Origin of the sequence: Zobellia roscoffensis, assembly GCF_015330165.1 — a bacterium.
GTDB lineage: Bacteria > Bacteroidota > Bacteroidia > Flavobacteriales > Flavobacteriaceae > Zobellia > Zobellia roscoffensis.
In genome coordinates, this window is sequence record NZ_JADDXT010000002.1 from 4,272,949 (window position 1) to 4,289,831 (window position 16,883).

16 protein-coding genes are annotated in these 16,883 nt (G+C 36.8%); 2 read left to right on the forward strand and 14 right to left on the reverse strand.

Annotation, left to right across the window (positions count from 1 at the left end):
• Positions 1-18: 18 nt before the first annotated feature.
• The 14 genes from hisC to IWC72_RS17435 all read right to left on the reverse strand — a co-directional run bounded on the left by hisC (position 19) and on the right by IWC72_RS17435 (position 14,738).
• Entirely contained in the window at positions 19-1,068 is a 1,050-nt protein-coding gene (gene hisC / locus IWC72_RS17370; RefSeq protein ID WP_194530662.1) for a histidinol-phosphate transaminase, read from the reverse strand.
• Entirely contained in the window at positions 1,061-2,350 is a 1,290-nt protein-coding gene (hisD, locus tag IWC72_RS17375; protein WP_194530663.1) for a histidinol dehydrogenase, read from the reverse strand. The genes hisC and hisD overlap by 8 nt, the downstream gene beginning before the upstream one ends.
• Before the next feature lie 5 nt (positions 2,351-2,355).
• Positions 2,356-2,793: a GNAT family N-acetyltransferase gene (locus IWC72_RS17380; RefSeq protein WP_194530664.1), complete on the reverse strand. Its 438-nt coding sequence runs from the start codon at positions 2,791-2,793 to the stop codon at positions 2,356-2,358.
• 9 nt (positions 2,794-2,802) lie between these two features.
• The gene (gene hisG / locus IWC72_RS17385; RefSeq protein ID WP_194527449.1) at positions 2,803-3,660 is read right to left on the reverse strand and encodes an ATP phosphoribosyltransferase; all 858 of its coding nucleotides are present in this window, start codon (positions 3,658-3,660) and stop codon (positions 2,803-2,805) included.
• Between the two features lie 249 nt (positions 3,661-3,909).
• Positions 3,910-4,725: a prohibitin family protein gene (locus IWC72_RS17390; protein ID WP_194527450.1), complete on the reverse strand. Its 816-nt coding sequence runs from the start codon at positions 4,723-4,725 to the stop codon at positions 3,910-3,912.
• A 10-nt stretch (positions 4,726-4,735) separates the two neighbouring features.
• Entirely contained in the window at positions 4,736-6,850 is a 2,115-nt protein-coding gene (locus IWC72_RS17395; RefSeq protein ID WP_226979618.1) for a VWA domain-containing protein, read from the reverse strand.
• Positions 6,831-7,577: a 3-oxoacyl-[acyl-carrier-protein] reductase gene (fabG, locus tag IWC72_RS17400; RefSeq protein ID WP_194527451.1), complete on the reverse strand. Its 747-nt coding sequence runs from the start codon at positions 7,575-7,577 to the stop codon at positions 6,831-6,833. Before fabG ends, IWC72_RS17395 begins: the two co-directional genes overlap by 20 nt.
• Positions 7,578-7,693: 116 nt before the next feature.
• On the reverse strand, positions 7,694-8,566 hold the full coding sequence (gene sucD, locus IWC72_RS17405) for a succinate--CoA ligase subunit alpha (protein ID WP_194527452.1): 873 nt from the start codon (positions 8,564-8,566) through the stop codon (positions 7,694-7,696).
• Positions 8,567-8,636: 70 nt separating this feature from the next.
• A complete protein-coding gene (locus IWC72_RS17410; RefSeq protein WP_194530665.1) occupies positions 8,637-9,569 on the reverse strand; it encodes a UDP-3-O-(3-hydroxymyristoyl)glucosamine N-acyltransferase in 933 nt (310 codons plus the stop codon).
• Between the two features lie 62 nt (positions 9,570-9,631).
• The gene (gene efp, locus IWC72_RS17415; RefSeq protein WP_194527454.1) at positions 9,632-10,198 is read right to left on the reverse strand and encodes an elongation factor P; all 567 of its coding nucleotides are present in this window, start codon (positions 10,196-10,198) and stop codon (positions 9,632-9,634) included.
• An 84-nt stretch (positions 10,199-10,282) separates the two neighbouring features.
• A complete protein-coding gene (lpxA, locus tag IWC72_RS17420) occupies positions 10,283-11,068 on the reverse strand; it encodes an acyl-ACP--UDP-N-acetylglucosamine O-acyltransferase (protein WP_194527455.1) in 786 nt (261 codons plus the stop codon).
• A 1-nt stretch (position 11,069) separates the two neighbouring features.
• Positions 11,070-12,455, reverse strand: a complete 1,386-nt coding sequence (locus IWC72_RS17425; RefSeq protein WP_194530666.1) for a bifunctional UDP-3-O-[3-hydroxymyristoyl] N-acetylglucosamine deacetylase/3-hydroxyacyl-ACP dehydratase — start codon at positions 12,453-12,455, stop codon at positions 11,070-11,072.
• Positions 12,436-13,485: a UDP-3-O-(3-hydroxymyristoyl)glucosamine N-acyltransferase gene (gene lpxD, locus IWC72_RS17430; RefSeq protein ID WP_194527457.1), complete on the reverse strand. Its 1,050-nt coding sequence runs from the start codon at positions 13,483-13,485 to the stop codon at positions 12,436-12,438. Before lpxD ends, IWC72_RS17425 begins: the two co-directional genes overlap by 20 nt.
• 23 nt (positions 13,486-13,508) lie before the next feature.
• Positions 13,509-14,738 carry an HD domain-containing protein gene (locus tag IWC72_RS17435; protein WP_194527458.1) on the reverse strand — a complete coding sequence of 410 codons (1,230 nt, stop codon included), beginning with the start codon at positions 14,736-14,738 and terminating at the stop codon, positions 13,509-13,511.
• A gap of 143 nt (positions 14,739-14,881) precedes the next feature.
• Between IWC72_RS17435 and porX the strand changes: the two genes are divergently transcribed.
• Entirely contained in the window at positions 14,882-16,423 is a 1,542-nt protein-coding gene (gene porX, locus IWC72_RS17440) for a T9SS response regulator signal transducer PorX (RefSeq protein WP_194530667.1), read from the forward strand.
• A 13-nt stretch (positions 16,424-16,436) separates the two neighbouring features.
• Positions 16,437-16,847 (forward strand): tRNA (adenosine(37)-N6)-threonylcarbamoyltransferase complex ATPase subunit type 1 TsaE, encoded by a 411-nt coding sequence (tsaE, locus tag IWC72_RS17445; RefSeq protein ID WP_194530668.1) that lies wholly within the window; start codon positions 16,437-16,439, stop codon positions 16,845-16,847.
• The last annotated feature ends 36 nt before the right edge of the window (positions 16,848-16,883 follow it).

Sequence of the window (16,883 nt, forward strand, 5' to 3'; positions counted from 1 at the left end):
GTCTGTTAAGCTTCTGTTTTAGGTTAGCTTATTTAGTACTTCTATTAATTTTTTATTCTCTTCTGTTGTACCCACCGTAAAACGCAAGGTGTTCTTACAAAGGGGCTGTGTTGTTCGGTTGCGCACTACAATTCCTTCTGCCAATAATTGATTGTATCTATTGGTAGCATCATCCACTTTGGCTAACACAAAATTGGCGTCTGAGGTATATATACTCTCTACAAACGAAACTTCACGCAGTACTTTAAGTAGACGCTCTCTTTCATTCAATATATTAGAGATTTCCTCTTTTACAGACTGTACATCAAGAACCCGTTTTAAAGCCTTTTGCTGCGTGAGTTCATTGACGTTATACGGTGGTTTGATTTTATTGAGTGCCGCTATTACTTCTTTGGATGCAATACAAATACCCAACCGAATCCCCGCCATTCCGTAAGCTTTGGAAAGCGTTTGAGTTACGACCAAATTTGGAAAATCAGACAATCTGGAGACCCAGCTTTCGCTTTCTGCAAAATCTATATAGGCCTCATCAATAACCACCAAACCATTGAACTTATTCAACAACCTCATCATACTTTCTTCACTAAAAATATTTCCGGTAGGATTATTAGGCGAACACAAAAACAAGAGTTTTGAATGCTCATCCACAGCTTTTAAAATCGCTTCAACATCTGGCTGAAAATCTTCGGTTAGAAGCACTTCTCTATTTTCCACCATATTAATGCCCGAAAGCACTTTGTACATGCCGTATGTTGGAGGCAAGGAAATAATATTGTCAACTTTCGGTTCACAGAAGGTCCTGAATATTAAATCTAGTACTTCGTCACTTCCATTACCTAAAAGAATATTTTCCACTGAAATATCTTTCTGTTCTGCTAAAACCGCCTTTAAACCTCTTTGTTGCGGGTCTGGATATCGGTTCACTCCATTTTCGTACGGATTTTCATTCGCATCTAAAAATACCATTTCCGAGCCGTCGGAAACGTATTCATCCCGAGCGGAGCTGTACGGACTCAAGCCTTTTACATTTTCCCTTATCAGGTTTTGTATATTGAATTCTTTAGTCATTCTTTAAGCTATTGAGTCTTAGCGTTACCGCGTTCTTGTGTGCTTGAAGTCCTTCGGCTTCCGCCATAATTTCAATGGCATTGCCAATTTCCTGTATACCTGTTTCACTGATTTTCTGAAACGTCATACTCTTCATAAAACTATCCAAATTTACACCGCTATACTGCTTTGCATAGCCATTGGTAGGTAGAGTATGATTCGTACCTGAAGCATAGTCACCTGCACTTTCAGGCGTATAATTACCTATGAATACCGATCCGGCATTTTTAATATTGTTCACGAAAAATGCTTCGTTTTTCACGCAAACGATGTAATGCTCTGGTCCGTAAGCGTTGATTAAATCATTTGCCGTTTGATCATTATCAACATAAATCAACTTACTATTGGCAATGGCCTTCTCCGCAATTTCTTTTCTAGGTAGTTCCGGGAGCTGTTTTTCAACTTCTATCTCCACTGCATCAATCATAGCTTTAGATGTGGAAACCAAAATCACCTGACTATCAACACCATGTTCCGCTTGACTTAATAAATCCGAAGCTACAAAAGCGGCATTAGCCGAATCATCAGCAAGTACTAATAACTCACTAGGGCCAGCTGGCATATCTATTGAAATACCATATTTAGTTGCTATCTGTTTGGCCACCGTTACAAACTGGTTGCCAGGTCCAAAAATCTTGTAAACTGCTGGAATGGTTTTCGTACCGAAAGTCATGGAAGCAATAGCCTGAATGCCACCAACCTTAAAAATCTTTTTAACACCACATAAATTTGCGGTATACAAAATAGCAGAATTGATTTTACCTTCTTTATTTGGAGGCGAACACAATACCAATTCTTCACAACCTGCAATGGTAGCGGGCACAGCAAGCATTAAAATGGTTGAAAACAAAGGTGCCGTACCACCAGGAATGTAAAGCCCCACTTTTTGTATTGGTCTTTTTTCTTGCCAGCATTGAACACCATTCGTGGTTTCCACAGTAACTTTCTCCGTTTTCTGCGCTTTATGAAAAACCTCGATATTATTTTTCGCTAATTGAATGGCATCCTTCAGTTCCGGAGAAACCAAGTTGCTTGCCTCTTCAATTTCTTGCTCAGATACTATTAAGTTTTCAAGTGAAACACCATCAAATTGCTCAGTATACTTCTTTAAAGTAGCATCACCATTTTCTTGAACCTCTTGAAAAATACCTTCTACCGTTTGTTCAATGTCCGCCACGGTCTGTGTGGGACGCATTAAAACACTGCTCCACTCCCCCTTATCAGGATTATAAATTTTGTTCATTTTTTTTACTCTAAGTTCTTAATCATGTGATAACCCAATGGTTCAAAACCATGACGTTCCCAAAACTTGACTCCTTTTTGATTCGCTACATAAGCATTAAGTTCAAGACTATTACAATTTTTACTTTTTCCATAGGCTACGAGCCAATCCATCATGAGCTTACCTACGCCTCTACTTCTGTATTCCACATTTACAAACACATTATCCAATTCTATATGCTTGCCTTTATATAGCTTATGTAAAAACCAAACACCACAACAAGCAATTAGGTTTTCATTATCATATACCCCGAGACATACATAACCGCCCATAGCCTTCATTGATTCCAACCGGGTTTTCAATACCTCTTCTGAAAGCTTACCTTCATTTAAATCATAGACCAAAGGTAGAATCGACTCCATTTTTTCATAAGGAATCAGTTCCAGTATCAATTCACCCTCCATCACTGAAAATTAAAGTACCATTTTCTCAATAGGACAAACCAAAATACCTTCTGCACCAGCTTGTTTGAGCTCATCTATAACATCCCAGAATTTGTCTTTGTTGATTACCGTGTGAACAGAGCTCCAACCTTCTTCTGCCAATGGCAAAACAGTAGGACTTCTCATTCCTGGCAACAACTTCAATACCATATCAAGTTTGTCATTGGGAGCATTCAACAATACGTATTTAGAACCTCTGGCTCGTAATACAGATTGAATACGAAACTGTAATTTCTTTAGTAGCTCTCTTCTTTCCTCAGAAATTTTTGGTGAAACTGCTAACACAGCTTCACTAGTGAGCATTACTTCAACTTCCTTTAAATTGTTCTTAAACAACGTGCTACCACTAGAAACAATATCACAAATAGCATCTGCTAAACCAATATTTGGAGCAATCTCAACAGAACCACTGATAATATGTAAATCGGCATTTACGCCTTTATCTTTTAGGTAATTAATTACTGTATTTGGGTATGAAGTTGCTATTCGCTTACCTTCAAAATCCTTTACAGAATTGTATTTGAAAGATTTAGGTACCGCTAGAGAAACTTTACACTTAGAAAAGCCAAGTTTTTCTGCAATTGAAATATCTTCTCCTTTTTCAATTAAAACATTCTCTCCTATAATTGCAATATCTACCACACCATCTCTTAAATATTGCGGTATATCTCCATTTCTAAGATAGAAAACCTCCATTGGAAAGTTTCTAGAAGATGCTTTGAGTTGGTCCTTTCCATTATCAATAGAAATTCCACAATCCTTTAAGATTTGAAGGGAGTCCTCATTTAATCTTCCCGATTTCTGAATAGCAATTCTAATTTTTGTCATTTTCTTCTTTGGTTATATTCAAGCAATCAAAAGAGCTCTAAAAGTAAAACCCGCTTGATTGCTCAAACGGGTTTTTAAATATGTTGTACTACTACAATACATTCCTACCTCGCCTGAGCGTGAATATGGAAATGATGATGTGTAGTTCTATTCTTCATTATGCAGTAAATGTAAAATCTATTTTTCATTTCTCAAAAGAATAGTTGTAAAATAAACAAAAACTCTACAACTCCTTTTAACTAAAACAGATTAGTTATTTCCTAAGATTAGAGGTAAACCAGATTCTCCACTACCTACTACCACAACTTTGGCATTTGCGGATTGCGCTAACTTCAAAGTTGCATCAATACCTTTATCTTGCAAAATCTTATCTGTAAGTGATGCGCTTAAGATTTTATTCGCATCGGCTTTACCCTGAGCTTCTATCGTTACTTTCTCCGCTTCCTTTTTAGCAGTAACCAGCCTAAATTCATATTCTAAAGATTCTTGTTCTTGTTTCAATTTACGCTCAATAGCGTCTTTGATAGTTGGTGGCAAAGTAACATCCCTAACCAATATTTCGTTCAATTGAATATACTGCCCCGACACAATTTTTTGAGTCTCATCAAAAATTTCTTGCTGAATTGCATCTCTCTTACTTGAATACAATTGTTCTGGAGTATAACGTCCAACAACTGAACGAGCGGCCGACCTAATAGTTGGTAACAAAACTCTTTGCACATATGCCTCTCCTTTTTCTTGATGTAACTTTCCTAAATCACCACGTATCGGCTCAAACCAAGCCGATGCCTCCAATTTAATATCCAAACCATTACTTGATAAAACGTTCATTTTCTCAAGTACTTCTTGCTGTCTTACTTCATAAACAAAAACCTTGTTCCAGGGCGCAACAATATGAAAACCTTCACCTAATGGTGATTCATCAGTTACCACACCACCTCCAAAAGTTTTGTACAGCACACCTGCCTCACCGGACCCTATGGTGACCGCAGATTTTGAAATTAAGATGATAACCACTATAAAAGCGAATATTACTGGTAATGCAATTTTGGGTAATTTGTCCATTTATTTTAATTTATATTAATCCGTTATATTTTCTTAAAAACCATTCCGCTGCAAGGGCAATAACCATTAGCCCCAACAATAGCCTGAAATCTATCAAAGATACGACATTTTGCTTGTTTTTCTGGGTAGGCAAATAGCGATTATCATTTGAAAGTACCTGAATTAAATCCGTGTTCTGATTGGGATAAAACAAGCGTCCACCAGTATTTTCCGCTAGGCGATTTAGCTTATCATCATTCGTAGCTAAAAACTGTTTTTCGACATCAAAATCCAAAATAGTAAAACTTCCTGATTTGGATAAATTGTCTTTTTCTACGGTTGCAGAAAAATCATAGGTCCCAGCTTCTAAATTACTTAAGTCCGCCTCATAGTAATTACCTTTCAACAACATAGGCATCTCAATAACTGCATTTGTTTTTGATTTTTTTAATTTCAATGTTATTTGAGCATTTTCATCAAAAACGAACGCTTTGTCAAAATAAGTCGCTGAAATTCTTGCTTCGTTACTCCCTGCGTAGATATTTTCATAATCTAAGGTTAGTCTTTGTTTAGATTTATTGGTAGCTAGGTACAACACAACCTTTCCTACGAGGTCATCAAATTTTTTAAAATTCTGTGTATTTCTATAGGTATGCACGCGCCATTTCCAGATATTCTCCCCAAATAACACTGCATCTCTTTTATCGCTTCCTTCGAACACAGCTAATAAAGGCTGATTTAAATCAACACCCTTTATTCGCTGTGTCAACAAAACATCATTCTGATCATGCAAAATGATATCTCCTAAACTACTTTGAAGTGGAGGAAAATCATCTACAGTAAATTCTCCACTACTAAAAAGACCGAAACCCGAATTTAAAACGGCAAAAACCTCTTCCTCTTGATTGTAGCTATTTTTTGTAAATGCTTTTTGCGATCTGTTCAAGAAATTCCAATCCGTGTGAGGACCGGTAATTGTAAACGTATTTGCCTGTTTTTTCTCTATATAGGCAATCAAATTTTTGAATGAAGCGTTAGGTTGGTATAAAATAAAAAGGTCTACCTCTTCCAATTCCTTGGCTCCCGCATTGGGTTTCATAATCGTTACCGAACGCTGACCATTACTTTCTATTGATTTCTTTATCGCCCCTATATCCGGATGCAACAAACTAGAAACCAAGGCTATATTTGTTTTTTCATCTATAACCTCTACAACTACGGTTCTTTTATTGTTAGCTGCGTTTCGTTCATTTTTAAGCTCCCCAACAGAAATTTGAAGATTTTTAACTCCTATAGAAGTTGCATTCAATAAGGTATTTATTACCTCACTAGTATTGGTTTTGGAGAATGAAACATTTTGTTTAAACACCGTCTTACCATTTAGCGAAACTTGTACGGGAACATTTATCTTTTCGTTTCCCGTATAAGAAACATAAATCTCTATTGGGTATTTATTCTTGAGAAAAGCATACCTATTTGTATTTACCTGAGAAATAGCCACATCTTCATAACGTGTGGTATCTCCCACCGCAATGGGATAAACAGGAAATTGCTGTTGTTCATTTTGAAAATCATAATCCCTTCCTATAGTCTGATTACCATCTGTAATTAAGACAATAGCAGAATTCGTAGCGGAATACACTTCTTTTAATACCGATAGGGCTTTTGAAATATTAGTGTTTTTCTCTTCAAAATCTAAGCTGTCATTATCTTTTAATGTAGCTCCAAAATTATATTCCTGTATTGAAAATCGGTTATTTAGTTCATCACTTTTCTCTAAACCCTCTATTACTTGTTGTATAGTTGATTTGTATGACGCTACAGAAGAAGAATTATCAGATAGAACAATTAAATTGGCCTTCTCCGTGATATATTTATTTTTGGTGAATTTTGGGTTTATAAGGAGAAGAAACCCACTGAAAAAAGTAACGAAACGCAGAAAGGCTAAAGCTACACTAAGCCTACCTTTTCTTTTATTTTTATAAAAATATTGAAATAACACCAACGCCAGCGAAACAATTGCGGCTAAGATTATAAAGAGAATCGTTTGGGTGTTCATTAAGGAAGTTTCTTTTAAAGCTATACCACCCGGAAAAGCATCAACGCACCTTCCGGGAATATATACCTTATGTAAGCATGCCGCCATCTACGTTCAGTACCTGCCCCGTAACATAGGCAGATAAGTCTGAAGCAAAGTAAAGACAAGCATTTGCAATATCTTCTGGAGAACCACCTCTTTTAAGCGGAATACCATCTCTCCAACTTTGTACTACTTTTTCGTCTAGTTTACCGGTCATTTCGGTTTCAATAAAACCTGGTGCAACGGCATTACACCTTATATTTCTAGAACCTAACTCCAAAGCTACAGATTTTGTAAACCCGATCATACCTGCTTTTGAAGCTGCATAATTGGTCTGTCCGGCATTACCCTTAACACCAACTACACTACTCATGTTTACAATACTACCTTTTCTTTGTTTCAACATGGTACGTTGAACTGCTTTGGTCATATTGAAAACCGACTTTAAGTTTATCTCTATAACGCTATCAAAATCAGCTTCTGACATACGCATAAGCAAGTTATCCTTGGTTATACCCGCATTGTTAATTAGGATGTCTACACCTCCAAAATCCTCAAGAACGTCAGCCACCAATTTTTCAGCTGCTTCAAAGCTCGCTGCATTACTTTTATACGCTTTGGCTTTTACCCCTAATGCCGTTAGCTCCTTCTCAAGTTCCAATGCCGGAGCTTCACTAGAGCTATAAGTAAAAGCTACATTGGCTCCATTTTCAGCAAAAACTCGTGCAATTCCTGTTCCTATTCCTCTACTGGCTCCAGTAATAATCGCATTTTTTCCTTCTAACAATTTCATGTTCTAAATAGATTTGCTCTGTTCTACTTCAAATATAAGTTTTGTTTCATAAAACGACTATAAAAAAATCCCGTTTCCGATAAGTCGAAAACGGGATTCATATATCCGTAGGGGAATTAACCCATAACTTCTTTTACTTTTAAGCCAATTTCAGCTGGAGAATCAACCACGTGAATTCCGTGGTCTCTCATAATTTTCTTTTTAGCTTGAGCCGTATCATCGCTTCCGCCAACAATAGCTCCGGCGTGGCCCATAGTTCTACCTGCAGGAGCAGTTTCACCAGCAATAAAACCAACAACTGGTTTTTTACTTCCACTTTCTTTATACCACTTAGCAGCATCCGCTTCTAATTGACCACCAATCTCACCGATCATAACAACACACTCAGTCTCCGGATCATTGATTAAAAGCTCAACCGCTTCTTTTGTTGTTGTCCCAATAATTGGATCACCACCAATACCAATTGCTGTAGTAATACCTAAACCTTGACGAACTACCTGATCCGCAGCTTCATAGGTTAAAGTACCCGATTTAGAAACGATACCTACATTTCCTTTTTTAAATACAAAACCAGGCATGATACCTACTTTAGCCTCTCCTGGAGTGATTACACCTGGACAGTTAGGACCTACCAAACGGCAGTCCATATTCGCTATATAATTTGATGCTTTTACCATATCGGCAACAGGAATACCTTCAGTAATAGTAATAATCACTTTTATACCTGCACTGGCAGCTTCCATAATAGCATCAGCAGCAAATGCTGGCGGCACGAAAATTATGGTAGTATCCGCACCAACCTTTTCAACAGCTTCTTCAACCGTATTAAATACAGGTCTTCCCAAATGCTCTTGACCTCCTTTACCAGGAGTTACACCACCAACAACATTGGTGCCGTACTCAATCATTTGCTCTGCGTGAAAAGTACCTTCACTACCTGTAAAGCCCTGAACTATTATCTTGGAATCTTTATTGACTAAAACGCTCATATACTCTCTAGTTTATTTTAATGTGACAAAAATATAGGTTTACAAATGAAATCTGAACTCAGACTGCATATTATTCTTCTAATTTTTTAAGAATAGACGGAATTTTCTTCACATAAGCCAATTGTTTCAGCTTTTCACGTGATTCTTCAATAGGCGTACCAAAATAACTCTTGCCGCCCGCAACAGATTTGGTCACTCCTGTCTGCCCCATTATAACCGCTTTCTTTCCTATTGTAATTCCACTATTGGTTCCTACTTGGCCCCATAGCGTTACTTCATCTTCAATAATTACACAACCCGCAATGCCGGTTTGCGAGGCTATCAAGCACTTTTCACCAATTACGGTGTCATGCCCAACATGCACTTGATTATCTAACTTTGTACCTTTTTTTATGGTCGTATCACCAGTAACACCTTTATCTATAGTGCAAAGAGCGCCAATTTCAACATTATTCTCAATTACGACACGGCCACAAGAAATAAGCTTATCAAAGCCTTCTGGTCTGTTTTTGTAATAAAATGCATCTCCACCTAGAACAGAACCTGAGTGAATAATAACGTTATCTCCAATCACGCAATTATCATATAAACAGACGTTTGCATGAATCAAACAGTTCTTTCCAATTTTTACATGATTTCCAACAAAAGCATTAGGTTGAATAATAGTTCCCTCTCCTATATCAGCGGAAACAGCAACTGTTCTCGTTGCTCTTTCAAATGGTTTAAAGTGAAGTGAAAGCTTATTAAAATCCCTGAAAGGGTCGTCTGAAATTAAAAGTGCTTTTCCCTCAGGGCAATCTACTTTTTTATTGATAAGTACAATGGTTGCCTTTGAGGCCAATGCCTTATCATAATATTTGGGATGATCTACAAAAACAATATCACCATTCTGAACCACATGAATCTCGTTCATACCCAAAACCAGAAAATCATCAGCGCCAACATAATCACATTTGATCAATTCAGCAATAGTCTTTAACTCTTGTGGTTGTGGAAATTTCAATGGAACAGAATAAACGGTTATTACTTTTGAAAAAGTGTTTTAAAATTAGTTAAGAATAATACTTACTCCTTAACACGTTCCATGTATGTTCCTTTTTCCGTTTCTACCTTAATTTTATCGCCTTCATTAATGAACAAAGGAACATTTACCTCTGCCCCTGTTTCTACTTTCGCAGGTTTTGTTGCATTAGTAGCTGTATTTCCTTTTACACCAGGCTCTGTATAAGTAACTTCCAAGACAACACTAGCCGGCATCTCTACTGATAAAGGCATACTATCTTCCGTATTAAAAAGAATTTTTACAATCTCTCCTTCTTTTAACAAACCAGGAGAATCTAACGAACTTTCCTGAAGCGTAATTTGGTTATAATCATCTGTATTCATAAAGTGAAAAGTTTCTCCTTCAGGATACAAAAACTGGTACGAACGCGTTTCAACACGGACATCTTCTATTTTATGACCGGCAGAAAATGTATTGTCCAATACTTTTCCAGTGGAAACACTTCTCAACTTCGTACGCACAAAGGCTGGACCTTTACCCGGTTTTACGTGTAAAAATTCAATAATTTTGTAAATATCATTGTTGTAGCGAATACAAAGTCCTTTTCTAATATCTGATGTTGATGCCATTTCTAGTTTACTGTTTTGTTGAATACCTTTTTAAATGAATGCTTCTTTCTGACGATTAAAGCTTGTTCATTAAATATCTATAAATTAATTATTGCTGAAATATCCTTTCATAATTCCACGTTGGGAATCCCTAATAAATTGAAGAATCTCATCCCGTTCAGGAGTAGCTTCCATTTCAGCTTCTATAATTTGCGTTGCTTGTGAATTATTATAATGTCTTTGGTAAAGAATACGATAGATGTTCTGTATTTCACGAATCTTTTCTGATTGGAAACCACGTCTACGCAAACCTACCGAATTGATACCAACGTATGAAAGTGGCTCACGCGCAGCTTTTACAAAAGGAGGAACATCTTTTCTGACTAACGACCCACCTGTGACAAAAGCATGTTGACCAACTGATACAAATTGATGCACAGCCACCAAACCTGCTAGGATTACGTTGTCTCCAATAGTAACATGTCCTGCAAGCGTAGAGTTGTTAGAAAAAATACAGTTGTCTCCAACAATACAATCATGCGCAATATGGCAATACGCCATAATCAAACAATTCTCGCCAATAACAGTTTTATTTCTATCTGAAGTACCCTTATGAATAGTAGCACATTCACGAATAGTGGTATTGTTACCAATAGTTACAATGGTATCTTCTCCATTATACTTTAAATCCTGCGGCGGAGCGGAAATTACGGCACCAGGAAAAATATTACAATTTTTACCGATACGAGCACCTTCCATTATGGTCACGTTAGAACCGATCCAAGTGCCATCACCAATCGTTACGTTGTTATGAATTGTAGTAAAAGGCTCTACAACAACATTTTTAGCAATCTTTGCGCCCGGGTGAATATAGGCAAGGGGTTGATTCATTCTATTTCTTTTTAGCTATTTGCGCCATTAATTCTGCTTCACATACCAACTTATTATTTGCGTAAGCATAAGCTTGCATGTGACAAATACCTCTTCTTATTGGCGTAATAAGGCTACAGTGAAATGTTAACGTATCACCTGGAAGTACTTTTTGTTTGAACTTAACATTATCCATTTTCATGAAGAACGTTAAATAATTTTCTGGGTCTGGCACTGTACTCAAAACTAAGATTCCTCCTGTTTGAGCCATTGCCTCAACTTGTAATACCCCTGGCATAACTGGTGCTCCCGGGAAATGGCCAACAAAGAAATTTTCATTCATTGTTACATTTTTCATTCCCACTACATGAGTATCAGATAATTCTAAGATACGATCTATCAACAAAAATGGAGGTCTATGAGGCAGCACTTCCATAATCTGATGGATATCCATCAAAGGTGGTTGATTTAAATCGTATTGAGGAACTTTATTACGTTTCTCTAGTTTTATAATTTTTGACAGTTTTTTCGCAAACTGTGTATTCACATAATGACCTGGCTTATTGGCTATTATTTTACCCTTAATACGGGTGCCTGCTAAAGCTACATCTCCTATTACATCCAATAACTTATGACGTGCGGCCTCATTTGGCTGATGCAAAGTAAGGTTATCTAAAATACCATTAGGCTTCACAGAAAGTTTTTTCTTATCGAAAGCACTTTCTAACTTTCTCATGGTTTCTTCAGAAATCTCCTTATCTACATATACAATAGCATTATTAAGGTCGCCTCCTTTAATGAGTCCGTTTTCCAAAAGCATTTCTAGTTCATGAAGAAAACTAAATGTACGAGCTTCCGATATTTCATCTTTAAAGTCAGACAAGCGCTCCAACGTGGCATTTTGCGTTCCCAAAACCTTAGTGCCAAAATCTACCATGGTTGTCACCTGATAGTGCTCAGAAGGAATTACAGTAATTTCGCTACCCGTTGCATCGTCCCTAAACGAAATAACATCTTTTACAATATACTCTTCTCGTTCTGCATTCTGCTCTACAACACCAACGGTTTCTAAAGCCTCAACAAAATATTTTGAGGAACCATCCATAATTGGTGGTTCAGGAGCATCTAGTTCAATAAGAACATTGTCTATTTCCATCCCTACAAAAGCAGCCAAAACATGCTCTGAGGTTTGAATTTTTACCCCTCTTTTCTCTAAGTTGGTTCCACGCTGAGTGTTGATTACATAATTGGCATCTGCCTCAATAATTGGTTCTCCTTCTAGGTCTACTCTCTTAAATGCGTACCCGTGGTTTTCCGGTGCGGGAACAAATTTCATGGTTACTTCGGCTCCGGTATGAAGACCAACGCCCTTTAGAATAACCTCTTTTTTAATGGTTCTCTGTTTCATTCTTATATTGATCGCTGTAGTTTTTTTCCAGTTCGTCAATTCTATTTAAAATCTTCGGTAAATTCTTAAAGTAAACGTATGATTTATTGTAATCACCATAGTTTAAAGCAGGTGAGCCTTGTAACACTTCATTACTCTTTATGTTACGACCAATACCAGACTGTGCCTGTATCTTTACATTATCACCAATAGTAATATGGCCTACAATACCAACTTGTCCACCAATCATACATCGCCTCCCTATCTTGGTAGACCCTGCAATACCCGTTTGAGCCGCAATTACGGTGTGTTCCCCAATTTCAACATTATGAGCAATCTGAATCTGATTATCCAACTTTACTCCTTTTCTCAAAATGGTAGAACCTAAAGTAGCTCTATCTATTGTAGTTCCAGCTCCTACGTCTACATTATCCTCAAGAATAACATTACCTGTTTGTGGAACTTTTTGATATTCACCATTTTTATCCGGGCTAAAACCAAATCCGTCCGCCCCAATAACTACCCCACTATTAATGACACAATTATTTCCTATAACGGTTTCCGAATATACTTTAGCTCCTGCAAAAATACTTACATTATTGCCAATGGACACGTTGTCTCCAACATACACGTTAGGATGAATTTTAACATTATCTCCTATTCTAACATTGTTACCTAGATAAGAAAAAGCCCCCAAATAAAAATTGTCTCCATATGTAACCGTTTCCGATTTAAACACGGGCTCCTCAATACCTGTCTTGTTATTCTTTACCTGATTATAGAATTCCAATATTTTTGAAAATGCTTCGTAAGCATCTTCTACCTTAATAAGAATAGTCTCAAGCTCATGCTCAGGAACAAAATCTTTATTAACTATTGTTATAGATGCCTTTGTAGAATAGATGTGGGAAGTATACTTAGGATTAGCCAAAAAAGTCAAAGCACCTTTCTCGCCCTCCTCTATCTTGGCCAATTTGTGAACGGTAACCTCTGGATTTCCTTGTAGTTCACCTTCTAAAATACCTGCAATTTGACCTGCTGTAAATACCATGAGCACAAAAGTAAGAAAAATAGTTAAACAGAATCTTTGGGATAACAGATATAATATTTTGTAACGGTTTTTGATAACGCTTTTAGATTAAATTGATCCGAAGCTTTTGCTACATCAATTAATCTTTTATTCTTCTTTAATATATTGATGTTCTGATGATGACGATCATACGCCTTGTTCTCTATCTTACCTTCAAACACAAAATATACTGTTTCGTGATCCTTAAGTTTATATTTTTCTTTAACCCGCGTTCTATGTTTTTGAAAAACTGCGTTATCAATAGGACTATTCTTAAGTTTTACTTTTAAAAACCGGCGGTTTATAAGCATCCCGCAAAGTTTAGACAAAATAAAATCCGGATGATCTTGCCACAATTTTATAGCGGCCAAAACATCTACATCATCCAATTTTGAGAATATGGTTAATATCTCCTGATTGAAATTTTGCTTCTCAATACGGTTCTCCATAAAAAACCGGAGTGCATCACTACAAACTATAACCTGACCATCATTCATGATTTCCTTGGCCCTTTGTAGAATTTTTATCAATAGCTGCTCAGCAACAATTCCTGTTTTATGTAGATATACCTGCCAGTACATAAACCTTCTGGCCATTAGGAATTTTTCAACAGAATACACTCCCTTTTCTTCAACCACCAGATTCCCATCAACTACATTAAGCATAGTAATCAATCGTTCTGAATTGATATTACCTTCAGCAACGCCCGTATAGAAACTATCCCTTTTTAAATAATCAAGGCGATCCATATCTAATTGACTAGATACTAACTGATTTAAAAACCGCTTGCCATACTGTCCTTTAAAAATTGAAATGGCAAGCGTTAATCTTCCGTTAAAGATAGTGTTCAAAGCCTCCATGAATTGCAACGAAATATACTCATGATCGGTACTCTCTACAATACTATGCTCCATAGCGTGCGAGAAAGGCCCATGACCAATATCGTGCAAAAGAATGGCGATACACAACCCCTCTTCTTCCTGCTCATTTATCTCCACACCCTTATACTTCAGGACTTGCAAAGCTTTTTGCATTAAATGCATTGAACCTAATGCATGATGAAATCTAGTGTGATGCGCCCCAGGATAGACCAAATATGACAACCCCATTTGAGATATTCTACGTAAACGTTGAAAATACGAGTGGTTAATCAACTCGAATATTAGTCCATTCGGAATAGTAATAAATCCGTAAATTGGATCATTAAAAATTTTAAGTTTTCTTGAGTTTATCAAAATGAGGGTTGCTTTGCAATGTTCACGGGGTAAAGTTAGGTAAAAGACAAAGTAATAAACTCGGTAAATGAATATTTTGGCTACTCTTTAAGTTTTCAATGTTATTTTAGACCGTTTTATAATCGAAGTAACACTACTATTAAATGAATAAAATCAGCATATTATGGGTAGACGATGAAATTGATCTACTGAAACCACATATTATTTTTCTACAAGGTAAAGGCTATGATGTTATTACCTGCCAAAGTGGGCAAGAGGCACTAGAAGAATTACAGCAATCTAGGGTTGATATTATTTTCCTTGATGAGAATATGCCCGGCATATCAGGATTAGAAACCCTGGCAGAAATAAAAGTACTAGACTCATCTATTCCGGTGGTCATGATAACCAAAAGCGAGGAAGAGTTTATCATGGAAGAGGCTATTGGCTCCAAAATTGCCGATTACCTTATTAAACCGGTAAACCCTAATCAAATTCTACTATCCCTAAAGAAAAATTTAGACCATTCCCGTTTAGTTTCAGAAAAAACAACATCTAACTACCAACAAGAATTTAGAAAAATTGCCATGGATTTATCTATGGTGAATTCAGTTGAAGAATGGGTAGATCTATACAAGCGCTTAATATACTGGGAATTAAGACTAGAAGATATTGAAGACAGTAGTATGTTTGAAATTCTTGAATCTCAAAAATCCGAAGCAAACAATCATTTTGGAAAATTCGTAGAGCGAAACTACCAAAGTTGGTTTAACGGAGATGGCCCCGTACTTTCTCACACCTTATTTAAAGAACTCGTTAAACCTGAACTAAAAGACTCTCGCACTCTGCTTCTTGTTATTGACAATCTACGGTATGACCAATGGTACGCATTTGAAGATACCGTAAGTTCATTTTACAAGAAAAATAAAGAAGAATCATATTTCAGTATCCTACCCTCAGCTACGCAATATGCACGAAATGCTATTTTTTCAGGCCTCACCCCTATGGCTATGGAGAAAAAACATCCGCAATGGTGGAAGAACGATACAGATGAAGGTGGAAAAAATCTTCATGAATCCGATTTTTTAGGTGAGCAAATAAAACGTTTAGGGCTCAATCTAAAATGGGAGTACCACAAAATTAGCACCCTTAAACAAGGCAAAAATCTATGTCAAAACTTTAAATCTCAAAAAGACAACGACTTAACCGTACTCGTGTACAACTTTGTAGATATGATTTCCCATTCAAAAACAGAAATGGAAGTTATTAAGGAATTAGCAAGCAATGACAAAGCCTATAGATCGTTAACTCAAAGTTGGTTTAAGAACTCTCCTTTATTAGAGATAATTCAGCAGGCACAACAAATGGGAATGAAACTGATCATCACCACAGACCATGGCACGATCAACGTTAAACAACCCTCCAAGGTCATTGGCGATAAAGAAACCAGCCTCAACCTACGCTATAAAACAGGCCGTAGCCTAACTTACGAGGACAAAGATGTGCTAGCGGCTCAAGACCCAGCTCACATTCATTTACCACGTATAAACATGAGTAGTTCTTTTATTTTTGCTAAAAACGACTTGTTTTTTGCCTACCCCAACAACTACAATCATTACGTTAGCTATTATCGGAATACCTACCAACATGGAGGAATTTCTTTAGAAGAGATGATCATTCCATTCGTAGTTTTATCACCAAAATAGAAGTATTTATATAATGAACATCACATATACCGAAAAGGAAATTGACCAAGTTGCCAAGATGGTTATTGAGAAGTCCACGAACAAGGTTCTCCTTTTTCACGCACCTATGGGAGCAGGCAAGACCACATTGATTAAAGCCATAGCTAAACATCTTGGCGTTGTCGATGCCGGAAACAGCCCCACCTTTGGAATTGTAAACGAATATGAAAATAAAAGCAGCCATCTATTGGCTTATCATTTTGACTTTTATCGTTTAAATGATGAAATGGAAGCCTTGGACATGGGCTTTGAAGATTATCTTAATAAAAATGTGTGGGTTTTCATTGAATGGCCAAATAAAATTGAATCTTTCTTGCCAGAAAAAAGCACCAATATATATATTGAAGTTATTGATATGACAACGCGACGTATTACAATATCATAAACTTAGTTACCGATCGTCGAAAACATCGTTTAAGGT